This window comes from Streptomyces sp. NPDC025806 (genome assembly GCF_055558275.1).
The window spans coordinates 42,482-59,605 of sequence record NZ_JBVHMU010000024.1; the positions used below are offsets into that span (position 1 = coordinate 42,482).

General features: G+C 72.5%; 14 protein-coding genes. 4 read left to right on the forward strand and 10 right to left on the reverse strand.

What is annotated here, in order from left to right; genetic code table 11:
• Positions 1 to 267 precede the first annotated feature (267 nt).
• Positions 268 to 660: an SCO5389 family protein gene (locus ACZ4E1_RS35845; RefSeq protein ID WP_161303853.1), complete on the forward strand. Its 393-nt coding sequence runs from the start codon at positions 268 to 270 to the stop codon at positions 658 to 660.
• A gap of 128 nt (positions 661 to 788) precedes the next feature.
• Here the strand turns inward: ACZ4E1_RS35845 and ACZ4E1_RS35850 are convergent, their stop codons facing one another.
• On the reverse strand, positions 789 to 1,823 hold the full coding sequence (locus ACZ4E1_RS35850) for an LLM class flavin-dependent oxidoreductase (protein ID WP_467547438.1): 1,035 nt from the start codon (positions 1,821 to 1,823) through the stop codon (positions 789 to 791).
• Between the two features lie 237 nt (positions 1,824 to 2,060).
• On the opposite strand from ACZ4E1_RS35850, the gene ACZ4E1_RS35855 reads away from it, so the two are divergent.
• Complete coding sequence (locus ACZ4E1_RS35855) at positions 2,061 to 2,387, forward strand: ATP/GTP-binding protein (RefSeq protein ID WP_467547440.1); 327 nt, start codon at positions 2,061 to 2,063, stop codon at positions 2,385 to 2,387.
• 13 nt (positions 2,388 to 2,400) lie between these two features.
• Here ACZ4E1_RS35855 and ACZ4E1_RS35860 read toward each other — a convergent pair whose 3' ends face one another.
• The 9 genes from ACZ4E1_RS35860 to mce all read right to left on the reverse strand — a co-directional run bounded on the left by ACZ4E1_RS35860 (position 2,401) and on the right by mce (position 14,259).
• On the reverse strand, positions 2,401 to 3,270 hold the full coding sequence (locus ACZ4E1_RS35860) for an ABC transporter permease (protein WP_467547442.1): 870 nt from the start codon (positions 3,268 to 3,270) through the stop codon (positions 2,401 to 2,403).
• Positions 3,267 to 4,430, reverse strand: coding sequence for an ABC transporter ATP-binding protein (locus tag ACZ4E1_RS35865; protein WP_467547444.1), 1,164 nt, complete (start codon positions 4,428 to 4,430; stop codon positions 3,267 to 3,269). Before ACZ4E1_RS35865 ends, ACZ4E1_RS35860 begins: the two co-directional genes overlap by 4 nt.
• A 127-nt stretch (positions 4,431 to 4,557) precedes the next feature.
• Positions 4,558 to 5,460 carry a hypothetical protein gene (locus ACZ4E1_RS35870; RefSeq protein WP_467547446.1) on the reverse strand — a complete coding sequence of 301 codons (903 nt, stop codon included), beginning with the start codon at positions 5,458 to 5,460 and terminating at the stop codon, positions 4,558 to 4,560.
• Between the two features lie 759 nt (positions 5,461 to 6,219).
• Positions 6,220 to 6,414, reverse strand: coding sequence for a hypothetical protein (locus tag ACZ4E1_RS35875; RefSeq protein ID WP_467547448.1), 195 nt, complete (start codon positions 6,412 to 6,414; stop codon positions 6,220 to 6,222).
• Between the two features lie 196 nt (positions 6,415 to 6,610).
• Positions 6,611 to 7,375, reverse strand: a complete 765-nt coding sequence (locus ACZ4E1_RS35880; RefSeq protein WP_467547450.1) for an ABC transporter permease — start codon at positions 7,373 to 7,375, stop codon at positions 6,611 to 6,613.
• Between the two features lies 1 nt (position 7,376).
• Complete coding sequence (locus ACZ4E1_RS35885) at positions 7,377 to 8,408, reverse strand: ABC transporter ATP-binding protein (RefSeq protein WP_467547452.1); 1,032 nt, start codon at positions 8,406 to 8,408, stop codon at positions 7,377 to 7,379.
• 73 nt (positions 8,409 to 8,481) lie between these two features.
• Entirely contained in the window at positions 8,482 to 9,417 is a 936-nt protein-coding gene (locus ACZ4E1_RS35890; RefSeq protein ID WP_467547454.1) for a cellulose-binding protein, read from the reverse strand.
• A 185-nt stretch (positions 9,418 to 9,602) separates the two neighbouring features.
• Positions 9,603 to 13,586, reverse strand: a complete 3,984-nt coding sequence (gene scy, locus ACZ4E1_RS35895) for a polarized growth protein Scy (protein WP_467547456.1) — start codon at positions 13,584 to 13,586, stop codon at positions 9,603 to 9,605.
• A gap of 232 nt (positions 13,587 to 13,818) precedes the next feature.
• Complete coding sequence (gene mce / locus ACZ4E1_RS35900) at positions 13,819 to 14,259, reverse strand: methylmalonyl-CoA epimerase (RefSeq protein ID WP_188336826.1); 441 nt, start codon at positions 14,257 to 14,259, stop codon at positions 13,819 to 13,821.
• A 137-nt stretch (positions 14,260 to 14,396) separates the two neighbouring features.
• On the opposite strand from mce, the gene ACZ4E1_RS35905 reads away from it, so the two are divergent.
• Positions 14,397 to 15,599, forward strand: coding sequence for an acetyl-CoA C-acetyltransferase (locus tag ACZ4E1_RS35905; RefSeq protein WP_467547458.1), 1,203 nt, complete (start codon positions 14,397 to 14,399; stop codon positions 15,597 to 15,599).
• An 88-nt stretch (positions 15,600 to 15,687) separates the two neighbouring features.
• Positions 15,688 to 16,644, forward strand: a complete 957-nt coding sequence (gene meaB / locus ACZ4E1_RS35910; RefSeq protein WP_467547460.1) for a methylmalonyl Co-A mutase-associated GTPase MeaB — start codon at positions 15,688 to 15,690, stop codon at positions 16,642 to 16,644.
• Positions 16,645 to 17,124: the final 480 nt, after the last annotated feature.

Sequence of the window (17,124 nt, forward strand, 5' to 3'; positions counted from 1 at the left end):
CCGGTCCGCGCACTTCGCCCGGGGACGCCCCCTGCGCCCCCTCACGGTCCACCCCTTTTGTTCCGGTAGCCGCCTGTTCGGCAATGGCCGGTTGTGTACGAACCGTACGCGCTACGCCCTGTTGTCGTCCGGTTGCGTTGCTTACCGTAGAAGCAGGAGGTCGCGACGCGTGCACGCTGCGTGTTCGCGATGCTGTGCGTGCGTGCCGCGGTCTCCTGGCCTGTCCGTCAACCCCCGCCATCCCGCGGGGGTGCGAGAGGAGAACCCATGTCGCTCGACGTCTCACCGGCCCTGTTGGAACAGGCCGAGCGAGGCGAGGTCGACGAAGCCGACTTCGTCGACTGCGTCCGGACCTCCCTGCCTTACGCCTGGGAGATGATCAGCTCCCTGGTGGCCCAGCTGAAGGTCGACGGCGGCCCCTTCGCCGACAACCAGACGCCGCCGCCGGACGAGCAGGCACGTGGCCAGCTGCTGCGTGCGCTCGCGAGCGACGCGATACGCGGCGCCCTGCAGCGGCACTTCGGGGTGCGGCTCGCGTTCCAGAACTGCCACCGGGTCGCGGTCTTCCCGCAGGACCCCGGGGTGGACGAGACGCTGGCCCGCTTCACCTCGGCCCGCAACCAGCTGCTCAACCAGTCGCCCGAGCTGCGCGACTGCTGACCGCCGGGGCCGACTTCTGTTTGCCGCCCCGTACCCGGGAGGTGCATCTGTACCGGGCGGCAAGCACCACCGCCGTACGGGCCTGCCCCGAGCCGCTTCCTGCCCGACCCGAGTGACCATCCGGCCGGTCAGTCGAGCTGCACCAGCACCTCGGCTCCCAGGCGTCGTACATTCTCCTCCGTCGCCGCGAGATCGCCGGATCCCTCGACCAGCAGCGCGAAGCGCGAGATGCCCGTCCGCTCGGACGCGGCGGCCAGCCGGTCCGCGCACAGCTGCGGCGTGCCCACGGGGTGCAGCCCGCACAGCAACTCCGTGTACGCGTGCGGGTCCCGCATCGCGCGCGCCCGCCCGTCCACCGTCACATGCGCGTCCAGGCCTTGTTTCAGCCAACCCGGCATCGCCTTCAGGAGCGTCTCCACGGCCTCCCGGCGGGTGTCACCGACCTGGGCGACACCGGCCGCCACATGAGGCGCCATGAGGATCTCCTCGGCGTCGCGGCCGGCCTCCCGGGCACAGCGCCGCCACAGGGCGACCATCTCCGCCTTGTCCTCGTCCCCGATGTGCATGCCGAGCAGCATCGGCAGGCCCCGCTCGGCCGCGAGCCGCACCGTCTTCGGCGAGGTGCAGGCCACCACGACCTCGGGCCCGGCGGGCGCCGTCCCCTCGATCGCCTCCGAGGGGCGTGGCACGACGGCGACCTCGCGGAAGTCGAACCGCTCGCTCCCGCCCGCCACATGGGACTCGCTCAGCCAGCGCAGCAGCAGGTCGAGGGACTCGGGGAAGCCCGACTCGTATGCCGCGAGGCCGCTGCCGAACACCTCCAGGTCCACCCACGGCCCACCCCGCCCGACGCCCAGCGAGAAGCGCCCGCCGGAGGTCAGGTGCAGCAGCGCCGCCTGCTCGCCCAGGGCCACCGGATGGACCGTCGGCAGCACGCTCACGGCGGTGCCGACGCGCAGCGTCCGGGTGCGGCCGAGCAGCAGCGCGGCCAGCGTGATCGCCGACGGACACGTCCCGTACGGCACGAAGTGGTGCTCCGCGAGCCACACGGAGTCCAGGCCCGCCTCCTCGGCGACCTCGGCCGACCGCACCGCCCGGTGCAGCGCCTCCCCCTGCCCCTGGCCCGGGAACTGCGCGGCCAGTACAAACGTTCCTACGCGCATCGCACTCCTGCCTTCCTTCGTGCCGACGCGGGCACTCCCCCTAAGGGCAATAACGGGTGGCAAGTGCCAAGGACACGGCTGGGCATGAAGATTGGCGGATTTTCCCAAGATCCCCTCGAACGGGCCCCGGCCGTGACGAGGGTGACGACCGTCGGGTACCCGCGCCGCGCCGGGCTACGCTGGACGGGACCCCTGCCCCTTGGGTCCGGCCCGGACCCCGCACCCGTGAGGTGAGCCGTGTCCCCGCGTCGCAACCGCCCCAAGATCGGCGGCCCGTCCGGCAGCAGCGAGGACGAGGGGAGGCGGTACGGCGGGTTCCAGTCCACCGAGAGCTGGCAGGGCGAGGAGTGGAGCGTGCGGCACGTCGCGGGCGCCAGCGCCGCCGGCAAGACGTACCGCTGCCCCGGCTGCGACCAGGAGATCGCCTCGGGCGTCGCGCACGTCGTGGCCTGGCCCGAGTACGGGGGAGTGGACGACCGGCGGCACTGGCACAAGGCGTGCTGGAACGCGAAGGACCGACGCACCACGAAGGTGCAGCGGTCCCGTAACGCGCCCCGTCACTGAGGGCGCAAGCCGGTTACACGTCCCGGCTGTTGAGCGAGAGGAACGCGCCGCCGAGCGCGATGCCCGTCACCACGAGCATGAACCACAGCGGGTCCCAGCCGGTCGGGCCGCTGCCGCCGGCGACCGAGTCGCCGTAGAGCACCACGAGCTGGCTGGGCACCGAGTACTCGAGCAGCGCCTGCTGCACGTCCTTGAGCGACTGGGCGAACATGAACATCGCGAGGACCAGCGGCAGCAGCACCAGACCGATCATGATCGTGATCGCGCCCGCCGAGTGCCGCACCAGCGTGCCGACGGCGAGGCCGAGCAGACCGAGCAGCGCCACGAACAGGCCCACGCCGACGGTCGCCTTGAACCACGCGGAGCCGCTCGGCGAGTCCGAGCCGACGATGCCCACCTGGAGTGCGCCGACCAGCGCCGCGACCACCGTCGTCAGCGTGAAGACCAGCGCGAAGAACACGATCGCCTTCGCGGCCAGCACCCGGCTGCGGCTGGAGCAGGCCGTCATCGTCGTACGGATCATGCCCGTGCCGTACTCCGACGCGATGGTCAGCACGCCCAGCGTGATCACGCAGATCGTGCCGAGCAGCACGCCGAAGAAGCCGAGACCGAGCACGTCGTCCGCGCCGGTGTCCACGCTGTCGGAGGCCGCGACGACGGCCGCGGAGCCGAGACCGAGGCCGACCATCAGCAGGATCATCACGCCGAGCGTCCACATCGTGGAGCGCACCGAGCGGATCTTCGTCCACTCCGAGAGCAGCGCGTCGCCGAGATGCGCGCGGCGCACCGGGATCGGCGAGGCGTACGAGGCACCGGCCAGCTGCCAGTCGGGCGTCGCCTGGGGCTGCTGCGGGGCGGCGTAGGGCTGGGGCGGCGTGCTCATCGGGCGTCCTTGTCCATGGTCGGGGCGGCGGCGGGCGGCGCCGCGGGCGGCTGGGGCAGCGGCTGCGCGTGCGCCTGCGCGGGAGCCGCGTACGGGTTCTGCTGCGCGGGCTGCTGCTGCGGGGCCTGCTCCTGGGGCGGCGGCGGGGCGTACCAGCCGGGCTGGCCCTGGCCCGCGACCGGCATCTGCTGCGGCGCCATCACGCCCGGCTGCGGCGGCTGCTGCAGCCCGGCCCGCTGGTCCACCGTGGAGCGGTAGTCGACGGCGCCCTGCGTCATCCGCATGTACGCCTCCTCCAGCGAGGCCTGGTGCGGCGACAGCTCCCACAGCCGGACGTCCGACTCGTGCGCCAGGTCGCTGATCCGCGGCAGCGGGAGCCCGGTCACCCGCAGCGCCCCGTCCTGCTCGGGCAGCACCTGCCCGCCGGCCTCGGTCAGCGCGGCGGACAGCTTCTCGCGCTGCTGCGGCTCGGTGTCGGGGGTGCGGACCCGGGCGAAGCCCGCCGAGTTGTGCGCGATGAAGTCCCGCACGCTCATGTCGGCGAGCAGCTGCCCGCGCCCGATGACGATCAGGTGCTCGGCGGTCAGCGCCATCTCGCTCATCAGGTGCGAGGAGACGAAGACCGTACGGCCCTCCGCGGCGAGCGACTTCATCAGGTTCCTCACCCAGAGGATGCCCTCGGGGTCCAGGCCGTTGACCGGCTCGTCGAAGAGCAGCACCTGCGGGTCGCCGAGCAGCGCGGCCGCGATGCCGAGCCGCTGGCCCATGCCGAGAGAGAACCCCTTGGAGCGCCGCCTGGCGACGTCCTGAAGACCGACGACCCCGAGCACCTCGTCGACCCGGCGGGCCGGGATGCCGGCGAGCTGTGCCAGGCACAGCAGGTGGTTCCGCGCCGCCCGGCCGCCGTGCATCGCCTTCGCGTCGAGCAGCGCGCCGACCTGGCGCGGCGCGTTCGGCAGCCGGTTGTACGGGTAGCCGCCGATCGTCACCTGACCCGAGGTGGGCTGGTCAAGGCCCAGGATCATGCGCATCGTCGTCGACTTGCCCGACCCGTTGGGTCCGAGGAAGCCCGTGACGGTTCCCGGCCGCACCTGGAAGGAAAGGTTGTACACGGCCGTCTTCGCGCCGTAGCGCTTCGTCAGGCCGACTGCCTCGATCATTCTCCGCACCCATCGGAAGTTCTGAACGGTTCGACAAGGTTCAGGACGTCGGGGCACACGCCCCCGTAAGGGTTAGGAGGGTAGTCGAGAGCTGACGGTTCCAGCCAAGAGAAAGTAAAGGCCTGGCTCAGCCCTGCGGCGGCAGCGATCCGCCCAGCGGCGGCAGCTCGTCGTACAGGCGCGGACGCGGAGCGTCGTCGAGGTACGTCAGGAACTCGGTCTGCGGCAGCACCCAGCCCTCCTCACCGAAGACCCGCGTCCCGTGCTCGCGCACCGCCGTGTCTGCCCCGGCCGTCGCCACCCAGCTCTCCGCGTCGGGCCCGAGCAGCTCCGCGAGGCGGGGCGAGTCCTTCAGGAGCGCCGCGAGCAGTTCGGCCTGGTCGCCGCCGCCCGGCCGCGGTCGCCCGGTCAGCGGGTCGGCGAGCACCCCGTGGGCGCTGAAGTAGATGTACGCGCCGCCGAGCCGCTCCCCGGACGGCATCGTCATCTCGAACGAGTCGCCCGGCAGTATCGCCCGCCGGTAGTCGGGGAACTCGGTGTCGTCGACCGCCTTGAGCTGTGTCGCGTCCAGCCAGGTCACCACCAGCTGCGTCGTCGCCTCCCGGTCCACGTACGGGGTGCCCGCGACATAGCCGGCCGGGCTGATGTGCCCCGAGCAGCCGACCGCCACACCTCGCACCTCCACCGGCACCATCGGCACCTGCGCCGGGATGCCGAGCCGGGTCAGCTTGTACGTGACCTGGCCGGGGGAGGCGTTCGAGCCGACGGCGATCACCGGGTGGCGGCGGCCCGTGACGGCCTGCCCGCGGTCGACGAGGGCCTCGTCGAGCCGGCGCTGCGCCGCGGCCTCTCGGGCGCGCTCCTCCACGAACCACTCGCCGAGCCGCAGGGGCCGTACGTCGAGCTCGAGCAGTTCGTCGCCGGTGAGCAGGGAGGGGGCGGTGATGGGCCGCCCCGGGTAGAGCAGGGGCTCCTGGGCGGGTACCCCGTCCAGTCCGAGCGCCGCCAGGCTTCGGTCCTCAGTCCTCACGATGACGCCCTTCGGGATGGTCAGGGGGTGCGGGGACAGCTTTCCACGGGAACAGGTACCCGCGCGGGGCCTTCCGTGCGCCTGCTCGGGCCGACGGATCGCCCGGCACCGGGCGGAAGGTTCGGTTCCGGCCCTAGAATTTCCCTCAAGTTGCTGTGTGGCATGGGGAGTTGGGGTGATGAGGGGTTGGCGGCGCGGGCGGCGGAACCATCCCCGGTACCGGACGTCCGTTCGCGGGTGGATCTCCGGGCGGTCGGTCGTCTCGCTGATCCTGATGACCCTGGCCGGACTGAGCGGCCTGGCCGCCGTCATCGCGGTGCTGTGGACGCTCACCGAGCACTCCTCGCGCTCGATGGCCGAACGGTTCGGGGACCAGGAGGCGCTGCTCGACCTCGGCCTCTCCGCGCTGCGGGCCTGCGTCGGCACGGACTCCCTGAGCCCCGAGCCGCGCTCCACGGCCCATCAGATCCTGGCCACGGTCGCCTCCGTGACCGGGGCGCTCGCCCCGGCCGTGCTCCTCGGCTTCGTCCTGATCAAGATCTTCGCCATGCGCCCCTTCGTCTGGCGGCGCAGGGCCTCCGTCTCGCACGCCTGGACCGCCGACTTCCCCGGCTACTCCCGCGACCACGCGCGCAGCGAGGACGCGGTCATCGCGGTCCGCTTCTACAACCGCTTCGACAACCTCTCCGTCGTCGACCTGCACGCCCGCGCCCATCTGCGGTACCTGGAGCGCTCGCCCCACGACGGCAGCCTCGTCATCTACAAGAAGTGGCTGAAGGTCCTCGACGAGAAGGGCGAGCCGGCCGATGAGCGCTCGTGGCTCGCCGTGGAGCGCGGGGCGCCGTTCACCGTGTGGATACCGGTCGACGCCCCGGTGACCGCGCTGCCGTTCACCCGCATCCAGGGCAAGGACCTGTCGAGCTCCACCGGTGTGGAGTTGATGGTGCGGCTCACGGCGCGCACGGTCGGGCTGGGCACGGAGGTCGCGGACGAGCGCTGGTTCAAGGTCGGGCCCGAGGACTTCGAGCTGGGCCGCTTCGTGCCGCTGGAGCCCGAGACCGGTCGCGACGTGTGGCAGTGGTCGGGCTGGCGGGGCTTCGACGCGCTGCTGCCTCCGGAACCCCCCCGGCCCCCGACCCCGAGCCGGACGTCAGGCGTCCCGCTTCTTGAGCAGGAGGTAGCCCGCGAGGAGGGCCGCTGCCACCCAGGCGACCAGGATCGCCAGGCCCGCCCAGGGGCCGTAGGGGGCGTCGTCCTGGGGGATCACCTGCATGATCTTCTGGCCCGCCTGGTCGGGGAAGTACTGGCCGACCTTCCTCGTCGCGGAGACGCCGCCGAGGATCGGGGAGACCAGGAACAGGAACGGCATCAGGATGCCGAGCGACAGCATGGGGGAGCGGAGCATCGTGGCGACGCCCATCGAGAACATGCCCATCAGCGTCATGTAGAGGGCCGCGCCGAGCACGGCGCGCAGTACGTTCGGCTCGCCCAGGTCCGTGCTGTGGTCACCGAGCATCGCCTGGCCGAGCAAGAACGCGGCGAAGCTCGTGATCAGCGAGACGACGAGCGCGAGCAGCGTCGCGACCGCCACCTTGGCGAACAGGAAGGTGCCGCGCTGCGGGACGGCGGCCAGCGAGGTGCGGATCATGCCGCTGCTGTACTCGCTCGCCACGACGAGGACGCCGAAGACCACCATCGCCAGCTGGCCGAGCGTCAGGCCCGCGAAGGACACGAAGGTGGGGTCGAAGGTGAGCCGGTCCTTGGCGGACATGTTGGAGAACTCGTTGTTCGACAGGGCGCTGATCAGCATGCCGAGGCCGACCGACACGATCACCGCGAGGCTGAGCGTGAGGGCCGTCGAGTTGACTGACTTGATCTTGGTCCACTCGGACCTGAGGACCTGGGACGCGGCCATGTCAGGCCCCCTTCCGGTCGGTGCCCCGCTGCCAGGAGTCGCCCCAGCCGCCGGGCTGCGGGCCGGGCTGCGCGGGCTGGGCCTCGGCGGGTCCCGAGGCGTCCTCCGGTGACAGGTGCCCGGTGGCGTCCGAGTGCGCGTGGTACTCGACGGACTCGGCCGTGAGCCGCATGAACGCCTCCTCCAGGGACGCCTGCTGCGGGCTCAGCTCGTGCAGCGTCAGATGATGGCTCGCGGCCAGCTCGCCGAGCTCCTCGGGCGCGTGCCCGTCCACCTCCAGCGTGCCGCCCCCGGCCTCGACGACGGTGACCCCGGACTCGTGCAGCACGTCGAGCAACCGCTCGCGCTGCGGGGAGCGCAGACGTACGTACGAGCGTGAGTTCTGCCGGATGAACTCGGCCATGGAGGTGTCGGCGAGGAGCCGGCCCTGGCCGATGACCACGAGGTGGTCGGCCGTCAGCGCCATCTCGCTCATCAGGTGCGAGGAGACGAACACGGTGCGGCCGGCCGCCGCGAGGGACTTCATCAGGTTCCGGATCCAGTGGATGCCCTCGGGGTCGAGCCCGTTGACCGGCTCGTCGAACATCAGGATCTTCGGGTCGCCGAGCAGCGCCGCCGCGATGCCGAGCCGCTGGCCCATGCCGAGCGAGAACCCCTTGGCCTTCTTCTTCGCCACCGAGGTGAGGCCGACCGTCTCCAGTACCTCGCCGACGCGTCCGCGCGGAATGCCGTTGGACTGCGCCAGACACAGGAGGTGGTTGTAGGCGCTGCGACCGCCGTGCATCGCCTTGGCGTCCAGCAGGGCGCCGATGGCGGTGAGCGGGTCCTTCAGCTGGGCGTAGCGCCTGCCGTCGATGCGGACGGTGCCGGCCGTCGGGTTGTCCAGGCCCAGCATCATGCGCATGGTGGTGGACTTGCCCGCGCCGTTCGGTCCGAGGAAGCCGGTCACGATGCCGGGTCTGACGGTGAAGGTCAGACGGTCCACGGCGGTCTTGTCCCCGTACCGCTTGGTCAGCCCCTCGAGCTCGATCATGCGACCACGCTAAAACGCCCAAAAGCCCCCCGCCACCTCGATGGCGGCGGGGGGCTTCACGGGGTGATGCGAACTACCGGGACTGCTGCGCCGGAACCCCACGCGAGATGGGCTCGTCCTCGACGGGCGCACCCGCGGCGGCCACAGCGGCGCCCGTGAGCGTCGCCAGCATCTCGCGCACGTTCGTCAGCTGCGCGTTGATCGAGTCGCGGCGGTTGGTCAGCGCGGCCAGCTCCCGCTCCGATTCCGAGCGGATCCGGTCGGCCTTGGCGTTCGCGTCGGCCACGATGTCCTCGGCCTGGCGCTGGGCCGTCTCCACCGTCTGGCGGGCGCGGCGCTCGGCGTCCGTACGCAGCTTCTCCGCCTCCAGGCGGAGCTGCTCGGCACGGTGCTCGATCTCGGCGAGGCGCTTCTCGGCCTTGGCCTGACGGGAGGCCAGGTCGCGCTCGGACTGCTCGCGGCGCTTGGCCAGGTTCGTCTCGAAGTCCGCGGCGGCCTGGGCGGCCTTGGCGCGGGTCTCCTCGAAGAGGGCGTCCGCCTCCTCGCGCTTGGACTGCGCGTCCTTCTGCGCCTCGGTGCGCAGCGCGGACGCCTCGCCCTTGGCTTTCTCGACGATCCGAACGCCCTCGTCCTCCGCCTTGGACTTGCGCTCGGCGGCGAACGACTCCGCATCGTTGCGCACCTGCTGGGCCGCCGACTCGGCGAGCTCGCGGTGCTGCTCGGCGGCCCGGCGGGCCTCCTCGCGCAGGTCCTTGGCCTCCTCCTCGGCAAGGCGGAGGATCTTCTCGACGCGGGCGCCGAGGCCGGCGTACGACGGCTCCGCGTCGGTCACCTGCGCCTGGGCGTTCTGCGTCTCGAGGTGGAGCTCCTCGATGCGCTTTTCCAGAGCAGTGATGCGGGCAAGAGCGCTGTCACGGTCGGAGACGAGCTTGGAAATGCGTTCGTCCACCTGCGCGCGGTCGTACCCACGCCGCACAAGCTCGAAGCCGTAGGGGGAAGTGTCGCTCATGGGGTTCCTGTCAAATGAGACCGGTGTGAGGTGATAGAGGGAATCCTAGGGGTCGAAGCGGCGTGTCATCGAGCAGATGCCCGTTTGATCTGGAGAATGACACCCCTTTTGGGTGGCGTACCGGCGGACGGCTTGCGAGAACGAGGGCCAAAGGTCCTTGTCATGCATGACAGTTGGCCCTCTGGCTAGCCCTCCGAGCCCTTGCCACTCGAACGTGTGGCCCCGGCCGCCGCGCCCGCCTTGACGCCACCGTCCTTGCCCGAGCCGGACGGCGCCTCAAAACTCTCCAACGCTTCGAGCACGTCCTGGACACGCGAAATCTCGGCATTGATGTCCTCGCGGCGCCGGACCAGCACGTCCAGCTCGCGCTGACCCTTTTCGATCATGGAAGCGGCCTCGGTCTCCGCATCGCTCCTGATCTTTTCCGCCTCGCGCGTGAGCTCGGCCTTTTTCGTCTCGGCTTCCTTGAGCAGGCCCTCGGCCTTCTTCACGGCCGCGATTCGGACCTTGCCGGCCTCCGAATTCGCGTCGTTCAGCAGGTCCTTGGCCTTGGCCTGAGCCTCCGACAACTGCTCCTCGGCGGCCTTGACCAGGGCGTCGCACCGCTCGCCCGCGTTCTTCATCGCCTCCGCCGACTCGCGGCGGGCCCGGTCGTGCAGCTCCTCGATCTCCGAGGTGATGCGGTCGCGCAGCTCCTCGGCCCGCTCCCGGATCTGCGTCGCGTCCCGGCGCGCGCCGACGAGCAGCTCGTCCGCGTCCGTACGGGCCTTCTCCACCAGCGAGTTGCCCTCGATCGTGGCCTCGGAGACCAGCCGCTCCGCCTCGTTGCGCGCCGCGCCCACCATCGTGTCCGCCTGCGCCTCGGCCTCGGCCGTCCGCTTCTGCGCCGCCTCCTGCGCCTCACGGGTCAGCTTGTCGGCCTCGGCCGCGGACTCCGTGATGAGCTTGTCGACCTGCTCCGCCGCCTCGGTGCGCCGCTTGCCCGCGTCCTTGCGGGCCTCGTCGAGCGTGCGCTCGGCCTCCTCGCGGGCCGCCGTCGTGAGGCGCTCCGCCTCCGCCGCCGCGTCCGCCTTGACCCGCTCGGCCTCGGTACGGATCCGCTCGGCGTGCTGCTGCGCGGAGCCGACCGTCTCGGCGGCCTCGGCCCGCAGCCGCTCCGCGTCCCCGGTCGCGTCCGCGATCAGCTTCTCCGCCTTGGCCACGGCCTCGGTACGGACCCGCTCGGCCTCGTCCCGCGTCTCCCGCGTCAACTGCTCGGCCGCCGCCGTCGATTCGGCGGTCAGCCGCTCGGCCTCCGCCGTGGCGTCGCCGACCAGCGTCTCGGCGCGGGCCGTGGACTCGGCGCGGACGCGCTCCGCCTCCGCGTTCGTCTCCGTCGTCAGGCGCTCCGCCTCGGCGCGCGCCTCCGTGATGAGGGAGTCCGCCTGCGTGGCCGCGTCGGACCGGATCCGGTTGGCGTCCTCGCGGGCCTCGGCGCGGGTGCGCGAGGCGTCCTGGTCGGCGGACGCCCGCAGGTCCGAGACCTCCGTACGGACCCGCTGGGCGTGCTCCGAGGCATCCGTACGGAGCCGCTCGGCCTCCTCCAGCGCCTCCGAGACGGTGTGCTCCGCGAGGGACTTGGCGGCGTCCGCCTCCGCGGTGGCCTCGGCCCGCGTCCGGTTCGCGTCCTCGGTGGCGCGCTCGCGCTCCGCGTACGCGTCCGCCCGGACCCGGTCGGCCTCCTCCTGCGCCTCCTGGCGCGTGCGCTCCGCGGCGTGCTCCGCCGCCGAACGCAGCCCGGCGATCTCCTCCTGCGCCTGCTCCTGGAGACCCGCCACCGAGTCCCGCACCTGCTGGGCGGTCTGCTCGGCGGCCGAGACCAGCTCGGTCGCGCGGGTGTCCGCCTCCTCGACGAGCCGGGTCGCCTCGGTCTGCGCCTCCTCGACGCGGGCCCGCGCCACCGCGAGCAGTTCCTCGCTCTGCTCGCGGGCGCGCTCGCGCTCGTGGTCGGCCTCCTCGCGGGCGCTGCCGAGCGTCTCCTCGGCCTCGCGCCGGCGCCGGGCCGCCTCCTCCTGGGCGGCGGCCAGCGTCTCGGCGGCCTCCGTGGCGAGCCGCTCGGCGGCCGTACGCGCCTCGGAGCGCACCCGGTCGGCCGTCTCCTGCGCCTCCGTCTTGAGCCGCTCCGCCTCCGCGCCGGCCTCGGACCGCAGCCGGACCGCGACGGTCTCCGCCTCGGCACGGCTCGCGGCGGCGTCCGCCGCCGCCTCCGTGCGCAGCCGCTCGGCCTCCGTCTCGGCCTGGGCCTGGAGCACCCGGACCCGCTCGGCGGCCTCGGCGCGCAGCCGGTCCGCCTCGTCGGACGCCTCGCGCCGCAGCCGCTCGGACTCGGCGCGCGCGTCCGTCAGCGTCGTCTCCGACGCCGTCAGCCGCTCCTCGGCCTCCGTGTGCAGGCGGGTCAGCTCGCGGGCCGCCTCCTCCTGCCGCGCCTCCAGGGCGCGCTCGGTCTCGTCCTTGAGGGACTGCGCGGCGCGCTCGGCCTCCGCGCGGGTCTCCTCGGCCCGCTCCTCGGCCTCCGCGCGGTGCCGCTCGGCCTCGGCGCGGGTGCGCTCGAGCGTCTCCTCGGCCTGCTTGCGCAGGGAGGTGGCCCGCTCGATCGCCTCGGCGCGGACCCGCTCGCTCTCGGTCGTCGCCGCCGACCGCAGTTCGTCCGCGTCGGCCTTCGCCTTGGCGAGCAGCTCCTCGGCGGTCCTGGCCGCCTCCTCGATCTGCTGGACGGCCTCGCGGCGGGCCTCGGCCCGGATCCGCTCGCCCTCCTCGACGGCCTCGGCCCGCAGCTGCTCGGCCTCGCCGCGCAGCCGGCGCGCCTCCTCCTGCAGCTCGACGGTCTTGGCCCGGTACTCCTCGGTGTCGTCCTTGGCGGCGCCCTTGAGCTGCTCGGCCAGGTCGTGCGCCTCGGCGCGCAGCCGGTCGGCCTCCGCCTCGGCCTCCGAGCGGATCCGCTCGGCCTCCTCGGCGGCGCCCCGGGTCGTCGACTGGGCTTCCTCGGACGCCTTGTTCAGCACGTCCTCGGCGGTGCGGGCGGCCTTCGCGAGCTCGCCCGCGGTCTCCTCCGCGGTGACCGTACGGGCCTTCTCCTTGGCCTCCGCGATCAGCTTCTCGGCCTCGGCGCGGGCGTCGGCGACGGCCTGCTCGGCCTCCGCCTTGGTCGCCTCGGCGTCCTTGGTGGCCTCCTGGACCAGGCGGGCGACCTGCTCCTTCGCGGTCCGGGTGCGTTGCTCGTTGGTCGACTCGGCGCTCGCGAGCTGCTTGGCGGCGGCGTCCTTGGCCTCGCCGAGCACCTTCTCGGCCTCGGCGCGGGCCTCCCGCAGAGCCGTTTCCGCTTCGGACATGCGCTGCTCGGCGGCCCGGCTCAGCTCGCCGGCCTGGCGCCGCGCGGCGTCCGACTCGGCGGTCGTCGACGAACGCAGCTGCTCCGCGTGGTCGGTGGCCTCCTGGGCCTGCGTCGACGCCGCGTTCAGCAGGCGCTCGGCGTCCTGGCGGGCGCGGGCCAGCAGGGCCTGCGCCTCGGAGCGGGCCGACGCGGCCTCGGCGGTCAGCCGCTCACGGGCCTCGGCGGCGACCCGCTCGGCCTCCGCGCGGGCGGCGGCCAGCGCCTGGTCGGCCTCGGCACGCGACTCGTCGAGCAGCCGGCGGGCCTGCGCCTCGGTGCGGGCCCGCAACTGCTCGGCCCACTGCACGTTCTCGTTGACGTGGTTCTCGACCGTGCGGCGGCGCTCGGCCAGCTCCTGGTCCAGCTGCTGGCGCCGGTTGACCGCCTCGGTGTGCAGCTCGGCCTGGAGCCGCGACTGCTGCTCGGCGTGCTCCTGCAGGATCCGCTGCGTCTGCGCGCGGGCCTCCCGCAGCTCGCGCTCGGCGTCGGAGCGCAGCTGGTCGGCCTGGATCTGGGCATTACGGAGGAGCTGCTCGGCCTGATAGCCGATGTCCGCCCCGTCGTAGGCAGGCCGGGTCGCGAGGCTGCGGCGCGCCTCGTGCAGCTTGGCGCGCAGCACCTCCACCTGATAGCCGAGGTCCTCGGCGTGCTGGACGGCCTTCTCCCGCTCGGTCTCGAGGCGCTTCATCTCGGCCTCGAACCGCGAGAGATGGTCGGTCTCAGCCGGCCGCCGGCTGTCCTGGCTCTCGTAGCCCCGCACTGCGCGGTCCCATCCGTCCCCTGGTCGCAAGTTCTTCCTTACGAGCCCCGTCCATACGCCGAACGGGGCCCCCGGGGAATGGTGTCAGATCGAACAGGGCGGCGCTGTCGGACCTCGGCTCTGGCTGCCCGACCACTCCGACCACGTCCCCCGATACCCGGACCCCGGCCCACGACTGTCCTGTTGCGTGCGACAGCCGCCCCCCAACCCTACCGGCCCGAGTATGTGGAGGTCAGTGCTCCGCCGACTCCTGCGGTGCGGCGGTGACGAGTTCGGTCAGAACGCCGTGGCAGTCCTTGGGGTGCAGGAACGTGATCCGCGAGCCCATGGAGCCGATCCGCGGCTCGTCGTAGAGCACCCGCACGCCCTTGCCGCGGATGGCCTCGGAGTCCCCGTCGACGTCCGCGGTGCCGAAGGCGATGTGGTGCACGCCCTCGCCGTTCTTGGCCAGCCACTTGCCCACCGCGGAGTCCTCCCGGGTCGGCTCCAGGAGCTGCAGGTAGGAGGCGCCGCCGTCGTCGGTGGCGTTGATCTTGAGCATGGCCTCGCGCACGCCCTGCTCCTCGTTGACCTCGGAGTGGAACACCTCGAAGCCGTACGTGGCACGGTAGAACTCAACAGTCTTGTCGAGGTCGAAACAGGCGATCCCGATGTGGTCGATTCGCGTCAGCATGCTCCCAGTGCAGCGCGCCCCACGGTGGTCACGCAACGTGCGCGCGATCACACCGTCGCTCCGATGACGTGCGGGGTACCGCTCAGTACATTCGAGTAAACCCTCGTTCACTCCTCATATCCAAGGGGCCGTGCCTCATGTCTGGAACGACCGGTACCACCTCAGTGATCGTCGCGGGCGCGCGGACGCCCATGGGCCGACTGCTCGGCTCGCTCAAGTCCTTCTCGGGAGCCGACCTCGGCGGCTTCGCGATCAAGGCCGCCCTCGACCGTGCGGGGATCGGTGGCGACCAGGTGCAGTACGTGATCATGGGTCAGGTGCTCCAGGCGGGCGCCGGCCAGATCCCGGCCCGCCAGGCCGCCGTCAAGGGCGGCATCCCCATGAACGTGCCGGCGCTGACCATCAACAAGGTCTGCCTCTCCGGCCTCGACGCCATCGCGCTCGCCGACCAGCTCATTCGCGCCGGCGAATTCGACATCGTGGTCGCGGGCGGCCAGGAGTCGATGACCAACGCCCCGCACGTGCTGCCCAAGTCCCGCGAGGGCTACAAGTACGGCGCCGTGCAGATGCTCGACGCCATGGCCCACGACGGCCTGACGGACTCCTTCGAGAACATCCCGATGGGCGAGTCCACCGAGAAGCACAACACCCGCCTCGGCATCGGCCGCGCCGAGCAGGACGAGATCGCGGCGCTGTCCCACCAGCGCGCCGCCGCCGCCCAGAAGAACGGCCTGTTCGAGGCCGAGATCACCCCCGTCGAGATCCCGCAGCGCAAGGGCGACGCGGTCGTCTTCAGCAAGGACGAGGGCATCCGCGCCGAGACGACGGTCGAGTCGCTGGGCAAGCTGCGCCCCGCGTTCGCCAAGGACGGCACGATCACGGCCGGCACCTCCTCGCAGATCTCGGACGGCGCCGCCGCCGTGGTCGTGATGAGCAAGGCCAAGGCCGAGGAGCTGGGCCTGGAGTGGATCGCGGAGATCGGCGCGCACGGCAACGTGGCGGGCCCGGACAACTCCCTCCAGTCCCAGCCGTCGAACGCGATCCAGCACGCCCTCAAGAAGGAGGGCCTGGCCGCCGAGGACCTCGACCTCATCGAGATCAACGAGGCGTTCGCGGCCGTCGCGGTCCAGTCGATGAAGGACCTCGGCGTGTCCACGGAAAAGGTGAACGTCAACGGCGGCGCCATCGCCCTCGGTCACCCGATCGGGATGTCCGGCGCCCGTGTCGTGCTGCACCTCGCCCTCGAGCTCAAGCGGCGCGGCGGCGGTGTCGGCGCGGCGGCGCTGTGCGGTGGCGGCGGTCAGGGTGACGCGCTCATCGTGCGGGTACCCAAGGCCTGACCGACGGGTGCGGGAGGGGTGACCGAGGAGTGATCCCCTCCGCCCCCTTTCGCAGTTTGCTGTACGGGACCGAGTGAACGGAGCTGTGATGCAGGACGTCCCCACGCTGGTCGCCCAGGCGAGGGAGGGCAGGCCGCGGGCCGTGGCCCGGCTGATCTCCCTGGTGGAGGGGGCGTCCCCACAGCTCCGTGAGGTCATGGCCGCGCTGGCCCCGTTGACGGGGAACGCGTACGTGGTCGGCCTCACGGGTTCCCCCGGTGTCGGCAAGTCGACCTCCACGTCGGCGCTCGTGAGCGCGTACCGGCGGGCCGGGAAGCGGGTCGGCGTCCTGGCCGTCGACCCGTCCTCCCCGTTCAGCGGGGGCGCGCTGCTCGGCGACCGGGTCCGGATGTCGGAGCACGCCTCCGACCCCGGGGTCTACATCCGCTCGATGGCCACGCGCGGCCATCTGGGTGGTCTCGCCTGGGCGGCGCCGCAGGCCATCCGGGTGCTCGACGCGGCCGGCTGCGACGTGGTCCTCGTCGAGACGGTCGGGGTCGGCCAGTCCGAGGTGGAGATCGCCTCGCAGGCCGACACGAGCGTGGTGCTGCTGGCGCCGGGGATGGGCGACGGCATCCAGGCGGCCAAGGCCGGAATCCTGGAGATCGGCGACGTCTACGTCGTCAACAAGGCGGACCGTGACGGGGCCGACGCCACGGCCCGGGAGCTGAACCACATGCTGGGGCTCGGAGAGTCCCGGGGACCGGGGGACTGGCGTCCGCCCATCGTGAAGACCGTCGCCGCGCGCGGCGAGGGCATCGACGAGGTCGTCGAGGCGCTCGAGAAGCACCGGGCGTGGATGGAGGAGCGCGGGGTCCTCCAGGAGCGGAGGGTGGCCCGCGCCGCCCACGAGGTCGAGTCCATCGCCGTGACGGCCCTGCGCGAACGCATCGGCGACCTCTCGGGCGACCAGCACGTGGGCGCCCTCGCGGAACGCATCGTGGCCGGCACCCTGGACCCCTACCGAGCCGCCGACGAACTGATCGCGGGCCTGACCCAGACCTGAGCGGTCCCGCAGAGCCGGGCGGTGCGAGCCCCGCAGGGGCGCGGGGAGCTGCGGGCCCGGCCACGACGGCGCGGCACGGGAGGCGGGCTGCCGGCCGGTCGAGGCTGTGCGTGATGCGTTCGGGCCTCAGGCGCCGCCTGCTCCCACCCGCCCACCTCCTCCGGGGGCGTCGGCCCTGCGCCAGAGCGAACGGCTCCCCGCGGAGCCGGGCGGTGCGGGGTGGGGTGAGCGCCGTGAGGGGCGCGGGGGGCTGCGGGCCCGGCTGCGACGGCGCGGCACGGGAGGTGGGCTGCCGGCCGGTCGAGGCTGTGCGTGATGCGTTCGGGCCTCAGGCGCCGCCTGCTCCCACCCGCCCACCTCCTCCGCGGGCGTCGGCCCTGTGCCAGAGCGAACGGCTCCCCGCGGAGCCGGGCGGTGCGGGGTGGGGTGAGCGCCGTGAGGGGCGCGGGGGGCTGCGGGCCCGGCTGCGACGGCGCGGTA